The 15,641-nt window shown below is 58.7% G+C and carries 15 protein-coding genes; all 15 read right to left on the minus strand.

Annotated elements, in window-relative coordinates:
* Window positions 1–64: 64 nt before the first annotated feature.
* The 15 genes from carB to lspA all read right to left on the minus strand — a co-directional run bounded on the left by carB (window position 65) and on the right by lspA (window position 15,639).
* Complete coding sequence (gene carB, locus MOMUL_RS05635; RefSeq protein ID WP_062282669.1) at window positions 65–3,280, minus strand: carbamoyl-phosphate synthase large subunit; 3,216 nt, start codon at window positions 3,278–3,280, stop codon at window positions 65–67.
* 1 nt (window position 3,281) lies between these two features.
* The gene (gene carA, locus MOMUL_RS05640; RefSeq protein ID WP_062282672.1) at window positions 3,282–4,370 is read right to left on the minus strand and encodes a glutamine-hydrolyzing carbamoyl-phosphate synthase small subunit; all 1,089 of its coding nucleotides are present in this window, start codon (window positions 4,368–4,370) and stop codon (window positions 3,282–3,284) included.
* A 106-nt stretch (window positions 4,371–4,476) separates the two neighbouring features.
* Window positions 4,477–5,772, minus strand: coding sequence for a dihydroorotase (locus MOMUL_RS05645; protein ID WP_062282675.1), 1,296 nt, complete (start codon window positions 5,770–5,772; stop codon window positions 4,477–4,479).
* Window positions 5,772–6,695 (minus strand): aspartate carbamoyltransferase catalytic subunit, encoded by a 924-nt coding sequence (locus MOMUL_RS05650; protein ID WP_062282678.1) that lies wholly within the window; start codon window positions 6,693–6,695, stop codon window positions 5,772–5,774. The genes MOMUL_RS05645 and MOMUL_RS05650 overlap by 1 nt, the downstream gene beginning before the upstream one ends.
* Window positions 6,696–6,799: 104 nt before the next feature.
* Window positions 6,800–7,366, minus strand: a complete 567-nt coding sequence (gene pyrR, locus MOMUL_RS05655; RefSeq protein ID WP_062282680.1) for a bifunctional pyr operon transcriptional regulator/uracil phosphoribosyltransferase PyrR — start codon at window positions 7,364–7,366, stop codon at window positions 6,800–6,802.
* A 167-nt stretch (window positions 7,367–7,533) separates the two neighbouring features.
* Window positions 7,534–8,571: a DUF1786 domain-containing protein gene (locus MOMUL_RS05660; RefSeq protein ID WP_062282683.1), complete on the minus strand. Its 1,038-nt coding sequence runs from the start codon at window positions 8,569–8,571 to the stop codon at window positions 7,534–7,536.
* A 47-nt stretch (window positions 8,572–8,618) separates the two neighbouring features.
* A complete protein-coding gene (gene tatA, locus MOMUL_RS05665; protein WP_062282686.1) occupies window positions 8,619–8,810 on the minus strand; it encodes a twin-arginine translocase TatA/TatE family subunit in 192 nt (63 codons plus the stop codon).
* 45 nt (window positions 8,811–8,855) lie between these two features.
* Entirely contained in the window at window positions 8,856–9,617 is a 762-nt protein-coding gene (locus MOMUL_RS05670) for an ABC transporter permease (RefSeq protein WP_062282688.1), read from the minus strand.
* A gap of 1 nt (window position 9,618) precedes the next feature.
* Entirely contained in the window at window positions 9,619–10,539 is a 921-nt protein-coding gene (locus MOMUL_RS05675; protein WP_062282690.1) for an ABC transporter ATP-binding protein, read from the minus strand.
* A gap of 95 nt (window positions 10,540–10,634) precedes the next feature.
* Window positions 10,635–12,131 (minus strand): hypothetical protein, encoded by a 1,497-nt coding sequence (locus MOMUL_RS05680; RefSeq protein WP_062282693.1) that lies wholly within the window; start codon window positions 12,129–12,131, stop codon window positions 10,635–10,637.
* Window positions 12,132–12,225: 94 nt separating this feature from the next.
* Window positions 12,226–13,167: an AEC family transporter gene (locus MOMUL_RS05685; RefSeq protein ID WP_084785494.1), complete on the minus strand. Its 942-nt coding sequence runs from the start codon at window positions 13,165–13,167 to the stop codon at window positions 12,226–12,228.
* Between the two features lie 7 nt (window positions 13,168–13,174).
* Window positions 13,175–14,020, minus strand: coding sequence for a TRM11 family SAM-dependent methyltransferase (locus MOMUL_RS05690; RefSeq protein WP_062282699.1), 846 nt, complete (start codon window positions 14,018–14,020; stop codon window positions 13,175–13,177).
* The gene (locus MOMUL_RS05695) at window positions 14,010–14,249 is read right to left on the minus strand and encodes a putative signal transducing protein (RefSeq protein ID WP_062282702.1); all 240 of its coding nucleotides are present in this window, start codon (window positions 14,247–14,249) and stop codon (window positions 14,010–14,012) included. Before MOMUL_RS05695 ends, MOMUL_RS05690 begins: the two co-directional genes overlap by 11 nt.
* Before the next feature lie 5 nt (window positions 14,250–14,254).
* A complete protein-coding gene (locus MOMUL_RS05700; protein WP_236713006.1) occupies window positions 14,255–15,190 on the minus strand; it encodes an RluA family pseudouridine synthase in 936 nt (311 codons plus the stop codon).
* The gene (gene lspA, locus MOMUL_RS05705) at window positions 15,187–15,639 is read right to left on the minus strand and encodes a signal peptidase II (protein ID WP_062282705.1); all 453 of its coding nucleotides are present in this window, start codon (window positions 15,637–15,639) and stop codon (window positions 15,187–15,189) included. The genes MOMUL_RS05700 and lspA overlap by 4 nt, the downstream gene beginning before the upstream one ends.
* Between the last annotated feature and the right edge of the window lie 2 nt (window positions 15,640–15,641).

Raw genomic sequence — 15,641 nt, forward strand, 5'->3', positions numbered from 1 at the left:
AAAGCGAAGTAGAGGTGGAGAGGGTGTAGAGATGGTGCGGTTTTGCAATTAGAAGCAAGAGATACTATGCACCGGATACATACTCCTGCAAAGGTTTAAGTTCAAATTCATCCCCGGCCTGCAGGGACTGGAGCACTTTCAGCAGGGCCCGGGCCGTGTCCAGGGAGGTCAGGCAGGGGATACCCAGTTCGGCTGCGGCGCGGCGGATCTTAAAGCCGTCCCGGCCGGGCATCTTGCCCTTAGTCAGGGTGTTGAGGACGAAGTGTATCTTCCCTTCGCGGATATAATCCAGGATATGGGGCGAACCCTCGCGGATCTTCCCCACCCTCTCCACAAAGAGCCCGGCCGCGGCCAGGGCGCCGGCCGTGCCGGCGGTAGCCACCACCTTGAAGCCCAGTCCGGCAAAACCTTTGATGATGGGTACCGCTTCCGCCTTGTCCTTATCGGCAATGGTGGCCAGCAGGGTGCCCCGGCCGGGGATGGCGCAGCCGGCAGCCACCAGACCTTTATAAAGGGCCCTCTCATAGACGGGATCGATGCCCATTACTTCGCCGGTGGACTTCATTTCCGGTCCCAGGGAGGTATCCACCTGGAGGAGCTTGCCGAAGGAAAAGACGGGGACCTTCACGGCGGTAAAATCCGGCGGCGGCATTAAGCCTCCCCGGTAGCCCTGCTCCGGAAGGCTTTTACCCAGCATCACGTTGGTGGCCAGGGCCACCATGGGCACGCCGGTAATCTTGGAGAGATACGGTACCGTCCGGCTGGAGCGGGGATTAACCTCCAGAACATAGACCTCCCCCTGGTGAATGACAAACTGGATATTGAGGAGGCCGCGCACCTGGAGGGCCCGGGCCAGCTGTTCGGTATAGGAAACAATTTTTTCCGCCACTCCCGGTGGTAAGCTGTGGGCGGGGTAAATGGCGATGCTGTCGCCGGAGTGGACGCCGGCCCGCTCGACGTGTTCCATAATGCCGGGGATAAGAACGGTCTCACCGTCACTGACGGCGTCCACTTCCACCTCGGTCCCCGGCAGGTATTTATCCACCAGGATGGGGTGTTCCGGGGCCACCCTGACGGCGGTGGTGGCATACTCCAGGAGTTCGCCCTCACTGTGGACGATCTCCATGGCCCGGCCGCCCAGGACGTAGGAAGGCCGCACCAGCACCGGGAAACCGAGTTCTTTGGCAATCCTCGCCGCCCCGGCTACGGAAGTCGCCGTCCCGCCCCGGGGCCGGGGGATCCGGAGTTCATTCAGCAGGGCGTCAAACTTTTCCCGGTCTTCGGCCCGGTCAATATCGGCCACCGTAGTACCCAGGACCTTAAAGCCCGCATCGGCCACTACCTTGGCTAAGTTGATGGCCGTCTGGCCGCCGAACTGGACAATCACCCCTTCCGGCTGCTCCCGTTCCAGGACGTTCAACACATTTTCCGGTGTCAGGGGCTCAAAGTAAAGGCGGTCTGAGGTATCAAAATCGGTGCTGACCGTTTCCGGGTTGTTATTGATCATTATGGGGTGCACCCCGGCGCGGCGCAGGGCCCAGGCGGCATGGACCGAGCAGTAGTCAAACTCGATCCCCTGGCCGATGCGAATGGGCCCCGCTCCTAGGACCACAACCTTGCGGCCATCCAGGGGCCGCACCTCGTCTTCGACATCGTAGCTGGAATAGTAATAGGGCGTGACGGCTTCAAACTCGGCCGCGCAGGTATCCACCATCTTAAAGGTGGGCCTGATCCCCTCTTCCTGCCGCTGCCGGGCAATGGCCGCCGGCGGCAGGCCGGTAAAGTTAGCAATCTCGCCATCGCTGAAGCCCATGGCCTTGGCGCGCCTTAAGGTAACCCCATCCAGGGTAGGACCTGCCGCTATAAGTTTTTCTTCCATGGCGACAATGGCTTCAATCTCGCCTAAAAAATACGGGTCAATGCCGGTGATTTCATGGATGGCAGCAATGGTCCAGCCCCGGCGCAGGGCTTCGGCAATGACAAACAGGCGCTCGTCGTCGGCCTCGGCCATTTTGCGGCGCAGGGCGCCGTCGCTGAAACGCTGGAAGGCCGGCACCCTTAAACCATCGAGTTTTAATTCCAGGGAGCGAATGGCCTTTAAGAGGGCGCCGCTGAAGGTGCGGTCAATGGCCATTACCTCCCCGGTGGCCTTCATCTGGGTACCCAGGAGGCGTTCGGCCAGGGAGAATTTATCGAAGGGAAAGCGCGGGATTTTCACGACGACATAATCCAGGGCCGGTTCAAAGCAGGCTTTGGTTTCCCGGGTGACGGCATTGGGAATCTCGTCAAGGGTCAGACCTAGGGCGATCTTGGTGGCCACCCGGGCAATGGGGTAGCCGGTAGCCTTGGAAGCCAGGGCGCTGGAGCGGCTGACCCGGGGGTTGACCTCAATGACGTAATAGCGCATACTGCCGGGATCCAGGGCGAACTGGATATTGCAGCCCCCTTCGATGCCCAGGGCGCGGATGATCTTGAGGGCCGAGCGGCGCAGCAGGTGGTACTCCCGGTCCGAAAGGGTCTGGGAAGGGGCGACGACGATGCTGTCGCCGGTATGGATACCTACCGGGTCGATATTTTCCATATTGCAGACGGTAATGCAGTTATCGGCCCCGTCGCGGATGACTTCGTACTCGATCTCCTTCCAGCCGGCGACGGAGCGCTCCACCAGGACCTGTTTGATGAGGCTAAGCTTCAGGCCCTTCAAGGCAATGGACTCCAGCTCCGCCTCATTCCGGGCCACCCCGCCGCCGGTACCGCCCAGGGTATAGGCCGGCCGCACAATGACCGGGTAACCGATTTCCCCGGCAAAGGCCAGGGCTTCCTCGACGGTGTTGACAATCCGGCTCTCGGGTACCGGTTCCCCCAGTTCCAGCATCATGGCCTTGAACTGCTCCCGGTCCTCGGCCCGCTGGATGGCCTTTAAAGGCGTCCCCAGCAGCTCTACCCCGGTTTCCTCCAGGACGCCGGCTTCGGCCAGCTCCAGGGCCAGGTTCAGCCCCATCTGCCCCCCCAGGGTGGGGATCAGGCCGTCGGGCCGCTCCTGGCGAACAATCTTGGCTACAAAATCCAGGGTCAGGGGTTCCAGGTAAACGCGATCGGCCATGTCCCGGTCGGTCATGATGGTAGCCGGGTTGGAATTGACCAGGACAACCTCCATCCCTTCTTCTTTTAAAGCCCGGCAGGCCTGGGTGCCGGCGTAATCAAATTCCGCCGCCTGGCCGATAATAATGGGCCCGGATCCTATGACCATGATCTTTTTTAACCCCGGTTTAACCGGCATCTCAGTGGCCCTCCTTTCCCAGGTTGCCATCTACCATCTGGATAAATTCATGGAAAAGGTACTCTGAATCAGTCGGTCCCGGCGAAGACTCGGGATGGTACTGGACGGAAAAGATAGGCAGCTGCCGGTGGCGCAGGCCCTCAACGGTGCCGTCATTAAGGTTGATGTGGGAGACGGCCACTTCTCCCGGTAGGGATTCGGCCCGGACGGCGTAGCCGTGGTTCTGGGAGGTGATGTAGACCCGGCCGGTACTTAAATCCTTGACCGGGTGGTTGCCGCCCCGGTGACCGAAGGGGAGCTTATAGGTATCGCCCCCCAGGGCCAGGGCCAGGAGCTGGTGGCCCAGGCAGATGCCCATCATGGGTACTTTGCCCAGGAGTTCCCGGATGGTTGCCACCCCGTAGGGAACATCCTTGGGGTCGCCCGGGCCGTTGGAAATGGCCACCCCGTGGGGCCGGGCGGCTAAAATGTCAGCCGCCGTACTCCGGGCCGGCATGACCATGACCGTACAGCCCACGCGGTGGAGCCAGCGGATGATATTCTCCTTGACACCGAAATTATAGAGGACTATGCGGCGCTCGCCGCCTTCAACCGTAAAAGGTTCCTTATTGGTCACGGCCGGCACCAGTTTGGGCCCGCTTAAAGGCGGCTCCGTGGCGGCCAGGGCCTTTAGCGCCTCGATATCAACCTCCCCGGTGGCCAGGATACCCCGCATGGTACCGTGGCGGCGCAGGTGCCGCGTGAGGGCACGGGTATCCACCCCCTGGAGGGCCGGGATGCGGTTTTCCTTTAAATAATGGTTAATGTCCCCGGTGGCCCGCCAGTGGCTGGGCCGAGGGCAGGCTTCATGGACGATAAAGCCGGCTACCTGGGGGCGTTGGGATTCCCAATCCTCGGCGTTAATGCCGTAGTTGCCAATCAGGGGATAGGTCAGAGCGACAATCTGGCCGCAGTAAGAGGGATCGGTCAGGATCTCCTGGTAACCGGTCATGCTGGTATTGAAAACCACTTCCCCATGGCAGCGGCCGGGATAACCTAAGGCCTCACCGGTAAAAACCGTACCGTCTGCCAGCACCAAAAACCCTTGCACCGGCGTTCACTCCTCTAAAATAACGTTTCGATATCTTCTTGCAGGAGAGGTTAAGTTCCTTCGCCAAATTATTTGCCTTCGTGGCGGGGTTGTTGGCCCTCATAAGTCAATCCTCTATGACCTTCCCCTGCTCCATAACGATGCGGCCGCCGACGATGGTCGCTACCGGCCAGCCCTTTAGCTTGCGGCCATGCAAGGGAGAGTTATGACCCAGGGAGTAAAATTCGTTGACATTGACTTCTTTCTCCAACTCTGGGTCAATAATGGTCACGTCGGCTACCCCTCCCGGCGCCAGGCTGCCCCCGGGTACATTTAAAATCCAGGCCGGGTTCACCGTCCAGGCCTTCACCGCCTGTAGCCAGCTTAATTTTCCAGGTAGAATCAGCTCCGTCACCACCAGAGGGACGGCTGTCTCCAGGCCCACCATGCCGAAGGGAGCGTAATCGTATTCTACATCCTTATCCTCATCGGCGTGGGGAGCGTGGTCAGAGGCGATGGCATCAATCTCCCCGGCCGCCAGGGCCGCCACCACGGCCGCCACGTGGTCCGCCGGCCGCAAAGGCGGGTTGACCTTGGTGCTGGTGTCGTAGCTCTGGACCAGCCCGTCCGTCAGGCAAAGGTGATGAGGGGTAACTTCGGCCGTCACTTTAACACCCCGGGCCCGGGCTTCCTGGAGCAGGCGGACGGAGCCGGCCGTGCTGACGTGGGCCAGGTGCAACCGTCCTCCGGTGAGTTCCGCCAGGATAAGATCCCGGGCGACCATCACCTCTTCGGCTGCCGCCGGTATCCCCCGGAGGCCCAGGATGGTGGACATGAGGCCTTCATGCATGAGGCCTTCGTTAGCTAGATCGGCGTCTTCACAGTGGCTGATTACCGGCAGGTTGAACATTTTGGCATACTCCAGGGCATGGCGCATGACCAGGGCGTTCATTACCGGGTGGCCGTCGTCGGAAATGGCTACCGCGCCGGCCGCCGCCAGGTCCCCGATTTCCGCTATTTCCTTACCCTCCAGCCCTTTGGACAGGGCACCCACGGGGTAAACCCGGACCACCCCTTCCTGCCGGGCCTTTTCTTTGATAAAGGCAATGACGCTGGCGCTGTCAGCCACAGGGTTAGTATTGGCCATGCAGGCCACGGCCGTAAATCCACCGGCAGCCGCCGCCCGGGTACCGGTGGCAATGGTCTCCTTCTGCTCGTACCCCGGTTCGCGCAAATGAACATGCATATCGATCAGGCCGGGGGTAACAATCTTGCCCTCGGCAGGAATTACCCTGGCTCCCGCCGGGGCTGTGATGTCGGCTTCCAGGGCAACTATTTTATTGCCTTCAATTAACAGGTCGTGCCGGGCGTCCAGGTTTTGGGCCGGGTCAATTACCCGCCCGCCTTTGATTAAAATGGCCATCAGTTGGCACCTCCAATCAGCAGGTAAAGCAGGGCCATGCGTACGGCCACGCCGTTGGTAACCTGTTCGTTGATGGCTGCCTGCAGGCCGTCGGCTACCGCCGGGGCAATCTCCACGCCGCGGTTCATGGGACCGGGGTGCAGCACCAGGGCGCCGGGCCGGGCGAGTTTGAGGCGCTGGGGGGTCAATTCGTACAGGCGGGCGTATTCCCGCAGGGATGGGAAGAGGCCCTTCTTCTGCCGCTCCTTCTGGATGCGCAGGACGTTAATGACATCCACATCTTTGAGGGCTTCTTCGGCGTTGTAGTAAACCTTGACGCCCAGCTTTTCCACCTCGGGGGGCATCAGGGTCGCCGGGCCGACTACCCGCACTTCGGCGCCCATCTTGGTCAGGCCCCAGATGTTGGAACGGGCCACGCGGCTGTGGAGGATGTCCCCCAGGATGGCCACCTTCAAGCCCTTGAAGCCGCCCAGCTTTTCTTTGATGGTAAACATGTCCAGCAGGGCCTGGGTAGGATGCTCGTGCATGCCGTCGCCGCCGTTTAATACCGGTGCTTCAATAGTACGGGCTAAAAGCGCCGGGCTGCCGGCAGCGCTGTGGCGGATGATGACGGCGTCGGTACCCATGGCCGCCAGGGTGCGGGCCGTATCCCTTAAGGACTCGCCCTTCTGGATGCTGCTGGTGGCGGTGGCGATGCTCACCGTATCGGCGCCCATGTACTTGGCGGCCAGTTCAAAGGAAGTCCGCGTCCTGGTGCTGGGTTCGTAGAAAAGGGTGACTACCAGCTTGCCCCGCAGGGTAGGGACTTTTTTAATATCGCGGCCGAGGATCTCCTTCATAGGGGCCGCCGTCTCCAGGATGAGTTCAATTTCTTCCGCCGTGAGGTCTTTTAACCCCAGCAGGTCCTTGTGCTTTAAGCGCAAATCAAATCCCTCCGTTTCCCGGGCATAAAAAAACTCCTTATCAGCTTACCGGCTAATAAGGAGGAACGCTGCCGCCCGTCCTTATTAGCCTCACGGGACTAATTTCAAGGACTGATACCGGCTTCTTGAGGCAATTCCGTGATCAATACCTGGTCGACGCCGTCAATTTCCTCAAGTTGAACGGCAATCTCTTCTTTACGGGAAGTGGGAACATTTTTCCCCACATAATCGGCGCGAATGGGTAATTCCCGGTGGCCCCGGTCAATGATTACTGCCAGTTGAATATTCTGCGGCCGGCCCAGGTCAATCAAGGCATCCAGGGCCGCCCGGACCGTCCGGCCGGTAAAGAGGACATCATCCACCAGGACTACCTTCTTACCGCTGATATTAAAGGGGATCTCAGTACGGTGAATGACCGGCTGGACACTCAAGGTGGTGAGATCGTCGCGATAGAGGGTGATATCGAGAATACCTAAGGGTACCTTCACCCCTTCAATCTCCTCAATAAGTTTCTGCAGTCGTTCGGCCAGGGGCACGCCCCGCCGCCGGATGCCGATTAGGACCAGGTTTTCCGTCCCGCGGTTGCGCTCCAGGATCTCATGGGCTATGCGTGTCAGGGCCCGGCGCAGCTTATCGGCATCCATGATCCTGGCTTTGACCGCCAGCTCCATCTTAACCCCTCCTCCGGGCATTAAAAAACCTGCGCATGAAGGTTGGCGCAGGCATAGCATACCACTAGTATACCTATACTACTCCCTTGCTAGCCTCACCGGACTAACTTAAAAGGACCTTCAAGATGGTAGTTTAGCCCAAAGTCCGACCCCTGTCAAGGGCAATTTTACCTGGTGTTACTGCCCACCGCGGCCACCAGGCCGAAACAGCCGCTAAGCATCATGTCACCATAAGGGGCGGCCCAGTAGTAATCCTGGTGTATGGTCAGCCGGCGCTGCGGACCCGTTACGGCAACGAAACGGAAGCCCCCACCCGGCCGGTAACCGGGATCAATATAACATCCGTGACCGCCGTCATTAAAGATTTCCTCATTGGTTAGCTCCCCGGCCCTCAGCTTTTCGACAAAACGAGCCAGCTTGTGGCCGCTTAAACAGCTGGTATGATGCTCAAACAGGCCCCATACCCGCTGCCCCTGGAGGAGAACCCCAATGGTGTGCTGGTTGCCGCAGTTGACAACGATTAACCCTTCCTCGCTGCGGGCCGCCACCCTGGCATCGCACAGGGCACCCCACAGGGCGGCCGCGCCAGTGTCCATAAGCCATGCCCCCGGCGCCTGCTCCCGTACGGCCTGCATGCGGGTAAGATAACGCGGCGGCTCCCGGTAAAGCAGGTCTGCCAGTCTACCGCCGCCGGCAACAAAGCGCTGCCAGTGCTGAAAACGAAAGAGACGGTCGCTTGTACCTTTCGGCGCCTCGCCGTGGTCCAGGACGGCTATAGCCACTTCCGCCGGAAGGCTGACGCCATAGGGAGCCAGGCTACCGGCCAGGGTATCAAGATCAACATCGCCCGTCTTTATGGTTACTGCATCTCCGGGCGGTTCCTCAGTTATTTCAATGCCCAGTTGCCGCACCCTATCCAGGTCGTCATAAACCGTCCGCGCTGCCGTGGCCGTAGCATAGACTTTTAAACCGGCAGCCAGGTGGCGGCGCAGGGCACCCACCAGGGCACCGCCGCCCATGAGGTAGCCGGTGAGGAAGACGTCCCGGCGAGCGGCTGTGGCTGCCTCCACCTGCCGGCCGCAGATTACCGTCGGCGAGGGTAAAATGAGCTGGACGCAGTTTTCCAGCGGCTGGTCCGGACGGTACAGTAGGATATCCTGGGTGCCGCCGCCGATGTCTATGGCCAGTAAAGGCCGGTTGAGCATTTTAACGCCTCCAGAAATATTTTTACTTACCCGTCAATTACCCCATTCTATTTCTTTTCCGGCTTATCGCTAGCATCCAGGCCTTTTTTAAACTCTTTTATCGTCCGGCCCAGGCCGCGGCCGATTTCCGGCAACCTTTTGGGACCAAAGATAACTATTGCTGCCAGGATAATGAGTACCCAGGCGTAAGGACTGAATAAAGTACCCAGGGTAATAATGGTCGCTGCCCCCTTATTCATAACCTTAAACCCAGGATAACATATTCTCCTGGCCGGGACAACCTGTTAGCCCGCTAAACGCCGGCGCAGGAGGTAAAGGGGCGGGTAGAAAAAGATGGCAATAAAAACTACCAGCCAGGCTGCATGGACCAAGAGAACTGGGCTTAACTGCCCCAGGACCAGGGGCCGGACTAGCTCCACCACATGGTAAAGGGGGATCAGCCAGGCCAGGCGCTGGACGACTAATGGCAGGGCATCCAGGGGGAAGAAAACCCCGGCAAAGAGAAACATAGGGGTAATGATGAGAGTAAAAAAGTAGCTAAAGGTGTCTATCTTGGGTACCAGGCCGGTCCAGATCATCCCCAATTCGGCAAAGACAAAGCCGCATAACACCAGGACCAGTGGTACCAGCAGGGCTGCCGGCGACCGCACCAGGCCAAGGAACAAAATTACCAGCAAAATGACCGTACCATAGAGGACACTTTTAAAGGTCCCGAAAAGCATCTCCCCCACCACTACCTCATCCAGGCTCACTGGGGTCGCCACGATGGCATGGTAGGTCTTTTGAAACTTCATGCGGACAAAGCTGTCATAGGTACACTCGGAGGCCGTGGCCCACATGGCCGAAGAGGCAATCAGCCCCGGAGCCAGGAACTGGAGGTAGCTCATACCCTGGATGGCCGGGATATAGTGGCCCATGCCATAACCCATGGCCGCCAGGTAAAGGAGAGGTTCCAGGAAATTGAACATGATATTGGTCAGCCAGGTCTTGCGAAAGACGACAAAATTACGCCAGAAAACCTTCCAGGCACGGTAGGAAATATCCATTTTAATCCAGGCCCCTCCCGGTAAGCTTTAAAAAAACGTCCTCCAGGGTGGCCGGCCTTAACATCATGTGGCTGAAGTAACTGTTTAAGCCCTGGACCTGCCGCCAGATCTCGCGACCGTTGTTGGTATATAAATACAGGGTCTGGCCGATGGTCAGGTGGGCAAGAATGCTACCGGCCACCAGGGACAAAATGGCCCTGGCCTCGCCGTCTACCGGCGCCAATTCTAGGACTTCCCGGCCGACATGGCGCTCGACCAGCTCTCCGGGAGACCCCTCTTCCAGTATTATCCCCCGGTCCATAATGACCAGCCGGTCGCACAGCTGGGCCGCCTCCTCCAGGTAATGGGTAGTGAGAATCAGGGTCACTCCTGCCACTTTGAGCTGGCGCAATTTTTCCCAGACCAGGTGGCGGGCTTCCGGGTCCAGGCCGGTGGTGGGTTCATCTAAAATTAAAAGCTGCGGTTTATTGACCAGGGCCCGGGCAATGGCCAGGCGCCGTTTCATTCCCCCGGAAAGGTGCTCCACCTCAACGCCGGCCTTTTCCTCCAGGCCGGCAAAGGCGAGGAGTTCCTGGACTCGCTGCCGGGCCTCCCCCCGGGGGATATCGAAATAGCCGGCATAGAGAAGCAGGTTTTCCTGCACTGTTAACTCCGGGTCCAGATTATCTTCCTGGGGTACTACCCCCAGCCGGGCCTTAATTTCCCGCGGCTGGCGGCGCACGTCATAGCCCAGCACTTCTAAACTACCGGCAGTAACCGGAGTAAAACAGTGAATCATCTTGATGGTGGTGGTTTTCCCGGCGCCGTTGGGTCCCAAAAAGCCAAAACATTCCCCGGGATGGACCGCAAAATCTATCCCTTTTACAGCCGTAAAACCGTTATATTTTTTTACCAGGCCCCGGGCCCGGACAACATCCGTCAAAGCCAATCCACCCTGCCTCAATAAAAATACCCCGCTTTGACCGGGGTAAAGGTTTAATAATATTATAAGCCATGGTTGCCATTTTTAGCAAGGCCCTAGCGGCTATAGGCTCTGGCCCGGGTCCTCTCCCGGGGCAGGCTAAAACCGAAGAGGGCCGCCAGGCGTAAGGCCAGGCGCACCGGCCAGAAGGAGAGCTGGCGCTTTAACTCCTGCCGTTCCTTTTGCAGGTCGGCCACCGTCCGTTCCAGGTCTTCATTGGCAATGAGGGTCGTCTGGAGGCGGTATTCCTGCTCCCGCAGCTGTTGCTTCAGGCGCGACTGTTCGGCCTGGGCATCGCTGACGGTTTTATTGAGGGTTCCCTGGAGCTGCATGAGGCGGGTCTCCAGGTGGCTGACCCTTTTCTTCAGGGTATCCCGCTCAACCCGCAAGTTTACCAGCTGCTCTTCTACCTGGGTCAGTTCCTGGCGCAGCTCTTCCTTACGCCGGTGGAGTTTTTCCAGGTCGCCCAGCAGGTTTTTATTCTCCTGGCGCAGGTCTTCTATTTCCCGGCGCAGCTTTTCTTTTTCCTCATCCTTTTGCTCCACCTGGCGGCCGGCAGCAGCCCTACCGCCGTTAATCAGGCTGAATTCTTTGGGGGCAAAAGATAACTTTTCTGTTTCCAGGGAAAGGGCGGCGGCTTCGGCCCCGGCGGCTATTTCCTCCCAGGCCGGCGGTTCCTTGGGTGCAGTCGCCGCCGGGGTAAACTTCGACGCCGCCGGCGGTTCCGGCTTCTCGCCGGTGTGCTTAAGGGGGAATAACTTATCCCAAAAATCGCTTTCTTTAGCCGCCGGCGCCGGTTTGGCCAGGGGGAGAATCTGCTCGCCGGCCCGGGGCAGTTCCACTATCTGGGGACCGTTGCTACCTTTCCCTGGCGCTGTCCTGGCGGGAGATCCCGGAGGCTGTGTTTCCCGGCTATTACCGGTAGTCCCGGCCGGATTTTCCGGCTGGGGCCGGAATTTTTCCCCCGTAAAGGCAGTAGCAGTTGCTGCAGCCTGGGCAGGGGGCTTAAGCTGGCTCCCCATGGCCTGGGGAGTTCCCACCGTCGTAGCCGCCACTTCCTGCACCCCTTTATCCACCTCGGCCGCCGGCTCCGGTTCGACATAGGCCCAGTGGATGAGGCCCCAGCGACCATCCTTGAGCCTCAAGAAACGGCCATCGGCCACCAGCTTTTGTTCCCCCGGTACTTCCGGCTTGCCGGCTTCCTTTAACTCCTCGTTGATTTCACTTAAGCGCAGGGCATCTCCATGAGCCTGGAGGACGCGGTGAGCGGCATCGTTTTCCTTCAAGCCGTCCAGGCGCAAACACCAGAGTCCCTTGCCTTCACTGCGAAAGCAGGGGTTTTTGGTCAGGCAGCGGTTAACGTTTTTCTGGATCTTGGCCAGGTTATGGTTGGCCAGCAGGCGCTGCTGCGCTTCCTGCACCAGCTCGTCCACCGATTGGGGCGAGTACTCGAATAAGCGTAATTTGAGCAAGTCAGTGAGGGAATCCAGTTTTCCCGTTACTTTAACTTTAGTTATCTTGGGAGCCGTAGCATTTTTAGGCTTTTTGGCCATGGGTGTCACCTCTTCCAGTTTTTAAGGATTATCCATTATTTACCTGGTATTATTTGACACCCAGCCTGGATTTTCCTGCCAGAAAAATAGATCTTTATGTCAATATATGGTAATTTAACAACCAGGCCCAGAGGGGGATGGTTAACAGGGAAACCAGGGTGGTGGCTACCACCCCTTCGGAGATCAGGTTGTAATCGCCGTCATACTTCCGCGCCACAGCCGGGGCAATGGCCGCTGCCGGCATGGCCATCTCCATAATAACCAGCAGGCGGACATTCTTATCCCAACCTGGAACAAGGAACATGGCCCCTAGGGCCAGGAGGGGTAAGATTATTAACCTGATTGCCACTATAAGGTAAACTATCTTATTGCCGGCCAGGGTGCGGATGGGAGATTCGGCCAGCATGGAACCCACCAGGAGGAGGGCCAGGGGTATGGTAGCCTGGCCCAGGCCATCCAGGGGACGGAAAATAAGGGGCGGTAGCTGGAAATGGCAGAGGGCCAGAACCAGGCCCAGGATAATGGCCAGGATATTGATGTTCAAAATCTGGCGCCAGTCGAGGCCTTTGGGTTCCTGGTGATCCTGCATTAACCAGACACCTAAAGTCCAGAAGAGGACATTGTGGCCCAGGGCATACATGGCGGCATAAAAGACCCCCAGCTGTCCCCAGAGGATGTAGGCCACCGGGAAGCCCAGGTAGGCCACATTACCGAAGGCGGTGGTAAAGCGAAAGGCATAATTTGTTTTTAAGGGTAGGGGCAGCCAGTCCCCTGCCAGGACGCACAGGGCGTAGGATACAAGGACCAGCACCACCGAAGCAGCCAGGACCAGGAAGGCGTTTGTTAATTCCTGGCCGGACACCTTGAGGTTCATGGAGGTGACGGTCAGGGCTGGCATAGTAAAATAAAAGATGATGTTGGAAATAACTTGCTCGCCCTGGGCGGTCAAAATCTTACGCCGGCGCCCCAGAAAACCCAGGAAGACATAGAAAAACAGGGCTCCTACCTGGGCCCCGACAGCCAATAGTTGAGTCAACTTTGCTTCATTCCTTCCTCAGGATAAGGATGTTCTGGTGGGTAATGTTGGGTACAAAGACTGATTTAACGGCATAGGGCTTCAGGTGGCGGCGGGTGGCCTTGTTGGACCAGATCTTCACTCCTTTAAATTTGAAGCCGATCTCGCGCATGGCCTGGGCTACTAAAAAGCCCAGGGGAACATATTCTCCCTGCTGGTAACGGTCCCCCACCAGCATGACCAGGTAGCGCCCGGGCATAAGTACCCGCCGGATCTCCTGCCCGATCTCCTGCAGGCGCCCCAGGAAACTGGCCAGGTCAGGGGCCTGGCCCAGGTCATTTTCCAGCAAAGGAGAGAGCATATTAAAGTTGGTCTCCTTGCTGAAGCCTGTAGCTCCATGGTTAATGCCGTAAGGAGGATCGGTAATTACCGCCGGTATGGATTCGGCTGGTAACTCCTTCAGGAGGCACAGGCAGTCGCCCTCGCGCATTTCCCCGGTCAGGGGTTCCCCGCCGGTAACCGCCTCTTCCCGGCGACAGATAACCCCATTCTCAATAACAAAATCTCGCTGGATGGCCCGGTAGATAGCTACCCAGCGGGGGTCGAGTTCAAAACCAAGACTCGGCCGCCCGGCCAGGGCCGCCCCAAGGAGGGTTCCCCCCACCCCGGCAAAGGGGTCCAGGACCAGCTCGCCTTTTTTGGTAAAAAAACGGACAATTTCCGCCATGACCTCCGGTGGCTTCATAGCCCCGTGTTGTTTGCGTAAAGGATGGGTAGCATCGGGGGGATAGGTGGTAATGTAGAGGGTGTCGGTCCAGTACAGCCATTCCCGGCCGTCGAGATCGTTGAGGGGGTTCTGGAGTTTACCGGTCATGGGCTGCTTCACCCTGGAATCTTGCCGCCAGGATGTCCCGCGCCTGCCCGGCGGCTTCTGCCGGCACCTGGATCTGGACCTGGCCCATAGGGCCGCTGTGAAAGCCGTAGATGTTCCACAGGGCCTCCCCGACCAGACGCACCGGCAGGCCGGCGGCCGCCAGTAAACCTTGAACCATCAGGGCTTCTACCCTTTCCCTGACGGCCACAGTAACCCATCCATCAGGCATCTTCTCTACCCCTCTCCCTTTTTCTCCCGCCTTAATGTTCCCAAGACCTGTAAAAAGACCGGCGGCGGCGGTGCCGTAAACTCCAGGTAATCGCCTCGTACGGGGTGGTTAAAACCCAGGCAACCGGCATGCAGGAGCTGGCCCGGCAGGTCAAAGGGGCAGTGGCGGGGGCCGTACTTGGGGTCACCTACCACCGGGTGACCCAGGAAGGCCATGTGCACCCGGATCTGGTGGGTGCGCCCCGTCTCCAGCCGCGCCTCCAGCAGAGTATACCGGTCAAACTGCTCTAGAACCCGGTAATGGGTGATGGCCTCCCGGGAATTTTTCTCAGTAACCGCCATGCGCTGCCGGTCGACAGGGTGCCGGCCAATGGGCGCCTCAATACGGCCGCGGGGCTCGGTTACTACCCCGTGGACCAGGGCCAGGTAAACCCTTTTCATGCTGTGGGCCTTGATCTGGGCCGCCAGCCCCTGGTGGGCCACATCATTTTTAGCTGCCACCAGGATGCCGGAGGTATCTTTATCCAGGCGGTGCACTATACCCGGCCGCAGAACGCCGTTTATACCTGATAGATCACCACAGTGATACAATAAGGCATTAACCAGGGTACCGTGCTCATTGCCGGGAGCCGGGTGGACAACCATACCCTGGGGCTTGTTGACGACAATAATATCCTTATCTTCGTAGAGGATGTCCAGGGGGATAGGTTCAGGTCCTACTTCCAGCCGCGCCGGCTCCGGCAGGTTGACCTGAATTTTTTCTCCGCCCCGCAGGCGGAAATTGGCTTTCGGCCGTTCCCCTCCGCAGAAAGTAACCTCGCCGGCATCCAGCAGTTGCTGGACGCGGGAACGGGATACCCCTTCCAGCTCCCCGGCCAGCCAGGCATCCAGGCGTTTCCCCCTGTCTTGCGGAGGAACTTCCAGCTCTATGCGACGGCTCACAGGCTCTTCCCCTGTTCACCTGCCGGTCCCAGGAGTTCCCAGCAGAGGAGAATAACGCCGCTGACAATTGCTATGTCGGCCAGGTTAAAAACCGGCCAGATGCGGAAATCAAGGAAGTCAACTACATAACCAAAGCGCAGGCGGTCAATGAGGTTACCCAGGGCGCCGCCCAGCATCAAGGCCAGGGCCAGGCGCAAGAGTATGCGGCCCGGCGGCAGGAAGCGGTAAGCTACCAGAATAATAACCGCCACCAGCAGGGTCACGCTTACAAAAACCGGAGTTTTATAGGCCAGGAGGCCAAAGGCCGCCCCGGGATTATTGACGTAAGTTAAATGAAAAACTGAATTGATTACCGGCAGGCTCTCATTGGGCTGGAAATTGGCCCGGATAATATACTTGCTCAACTGGTCAATGCCCAGTACCAGGGCTGCCAGCAATAAAAAGGGCAAGA

This window comes from Moorella mulderi DSM 14980 (assembly GCF_001594015.1).
Lineage (GTDB): Bacteria > Bacillota > DSM-521 > Neomoorellales > Neomoorellaceae > Neomoorella > Neomoorella mulderi.

Coding starts and splice junctions, on each gene's coding strand:
- carB (WP_062282669.1), bottom strand. CDS start 3,280: ATGCCGGTTAAACCGGGGTTAAAAAAGATCATGGTCATAGGATCCGGG.
- MOMUL_RS05645 (WP_062282675.1), bottom strand. CDS start 5,772: ATGGCCATTTTAATCAAAGGCGGGCGGGTAATTGACCCGGCCCAAAAC.
- pyrR (WP_062282680.1), bottom strand. CDS start 7,366: ATGGAGCTGGCGGTCAAAGCCAGGATCATGGATGCCGATAAGCTGCGC.
- MOMUL_RS05660 (WP_062282683.1), bottom strand. CDS start 8,571: ATGCTCAACCGGCCTTTACTGGCCATAGACATCGGCGGCGGCACCCAG.
- tatA (WP_062282686.1), bottom strand. CDS start 8,810: ATGAATAAGGGGGCAGCGACCATTATTACCCTGGGTACTTTATTCAGT.
- MOMUL_RS05670 (WP_062282688.1), bottom strand. CDS start 9,617: ATGGATATTTCCTACCGTGCCTGGAAGGTTTTCTGGCGTAATTTTGTC.
- MOMUL_RS05680 (WP_062282693.1), bottom strand. CDS start 12,131: ATGGCCAAAAAGCCTAAAAATGCTACGGCTCCCAAGATAACTAAAGTT.
- MOMUL_RS05690 (WP_062282699.1), bottom strand. CDS start 14,020: ATGACCGGTAAACTCCAGAACCCCCTCAACGATCTCGACGGCCGGGAA.
- MOMUL_RS05695 (WP_062282702.1), bottom strand. CDS start 14,249: ATGCCTGATGGATGGGTTACTGTGGCCGTCAGGGAAAGGGTAGAAGCC.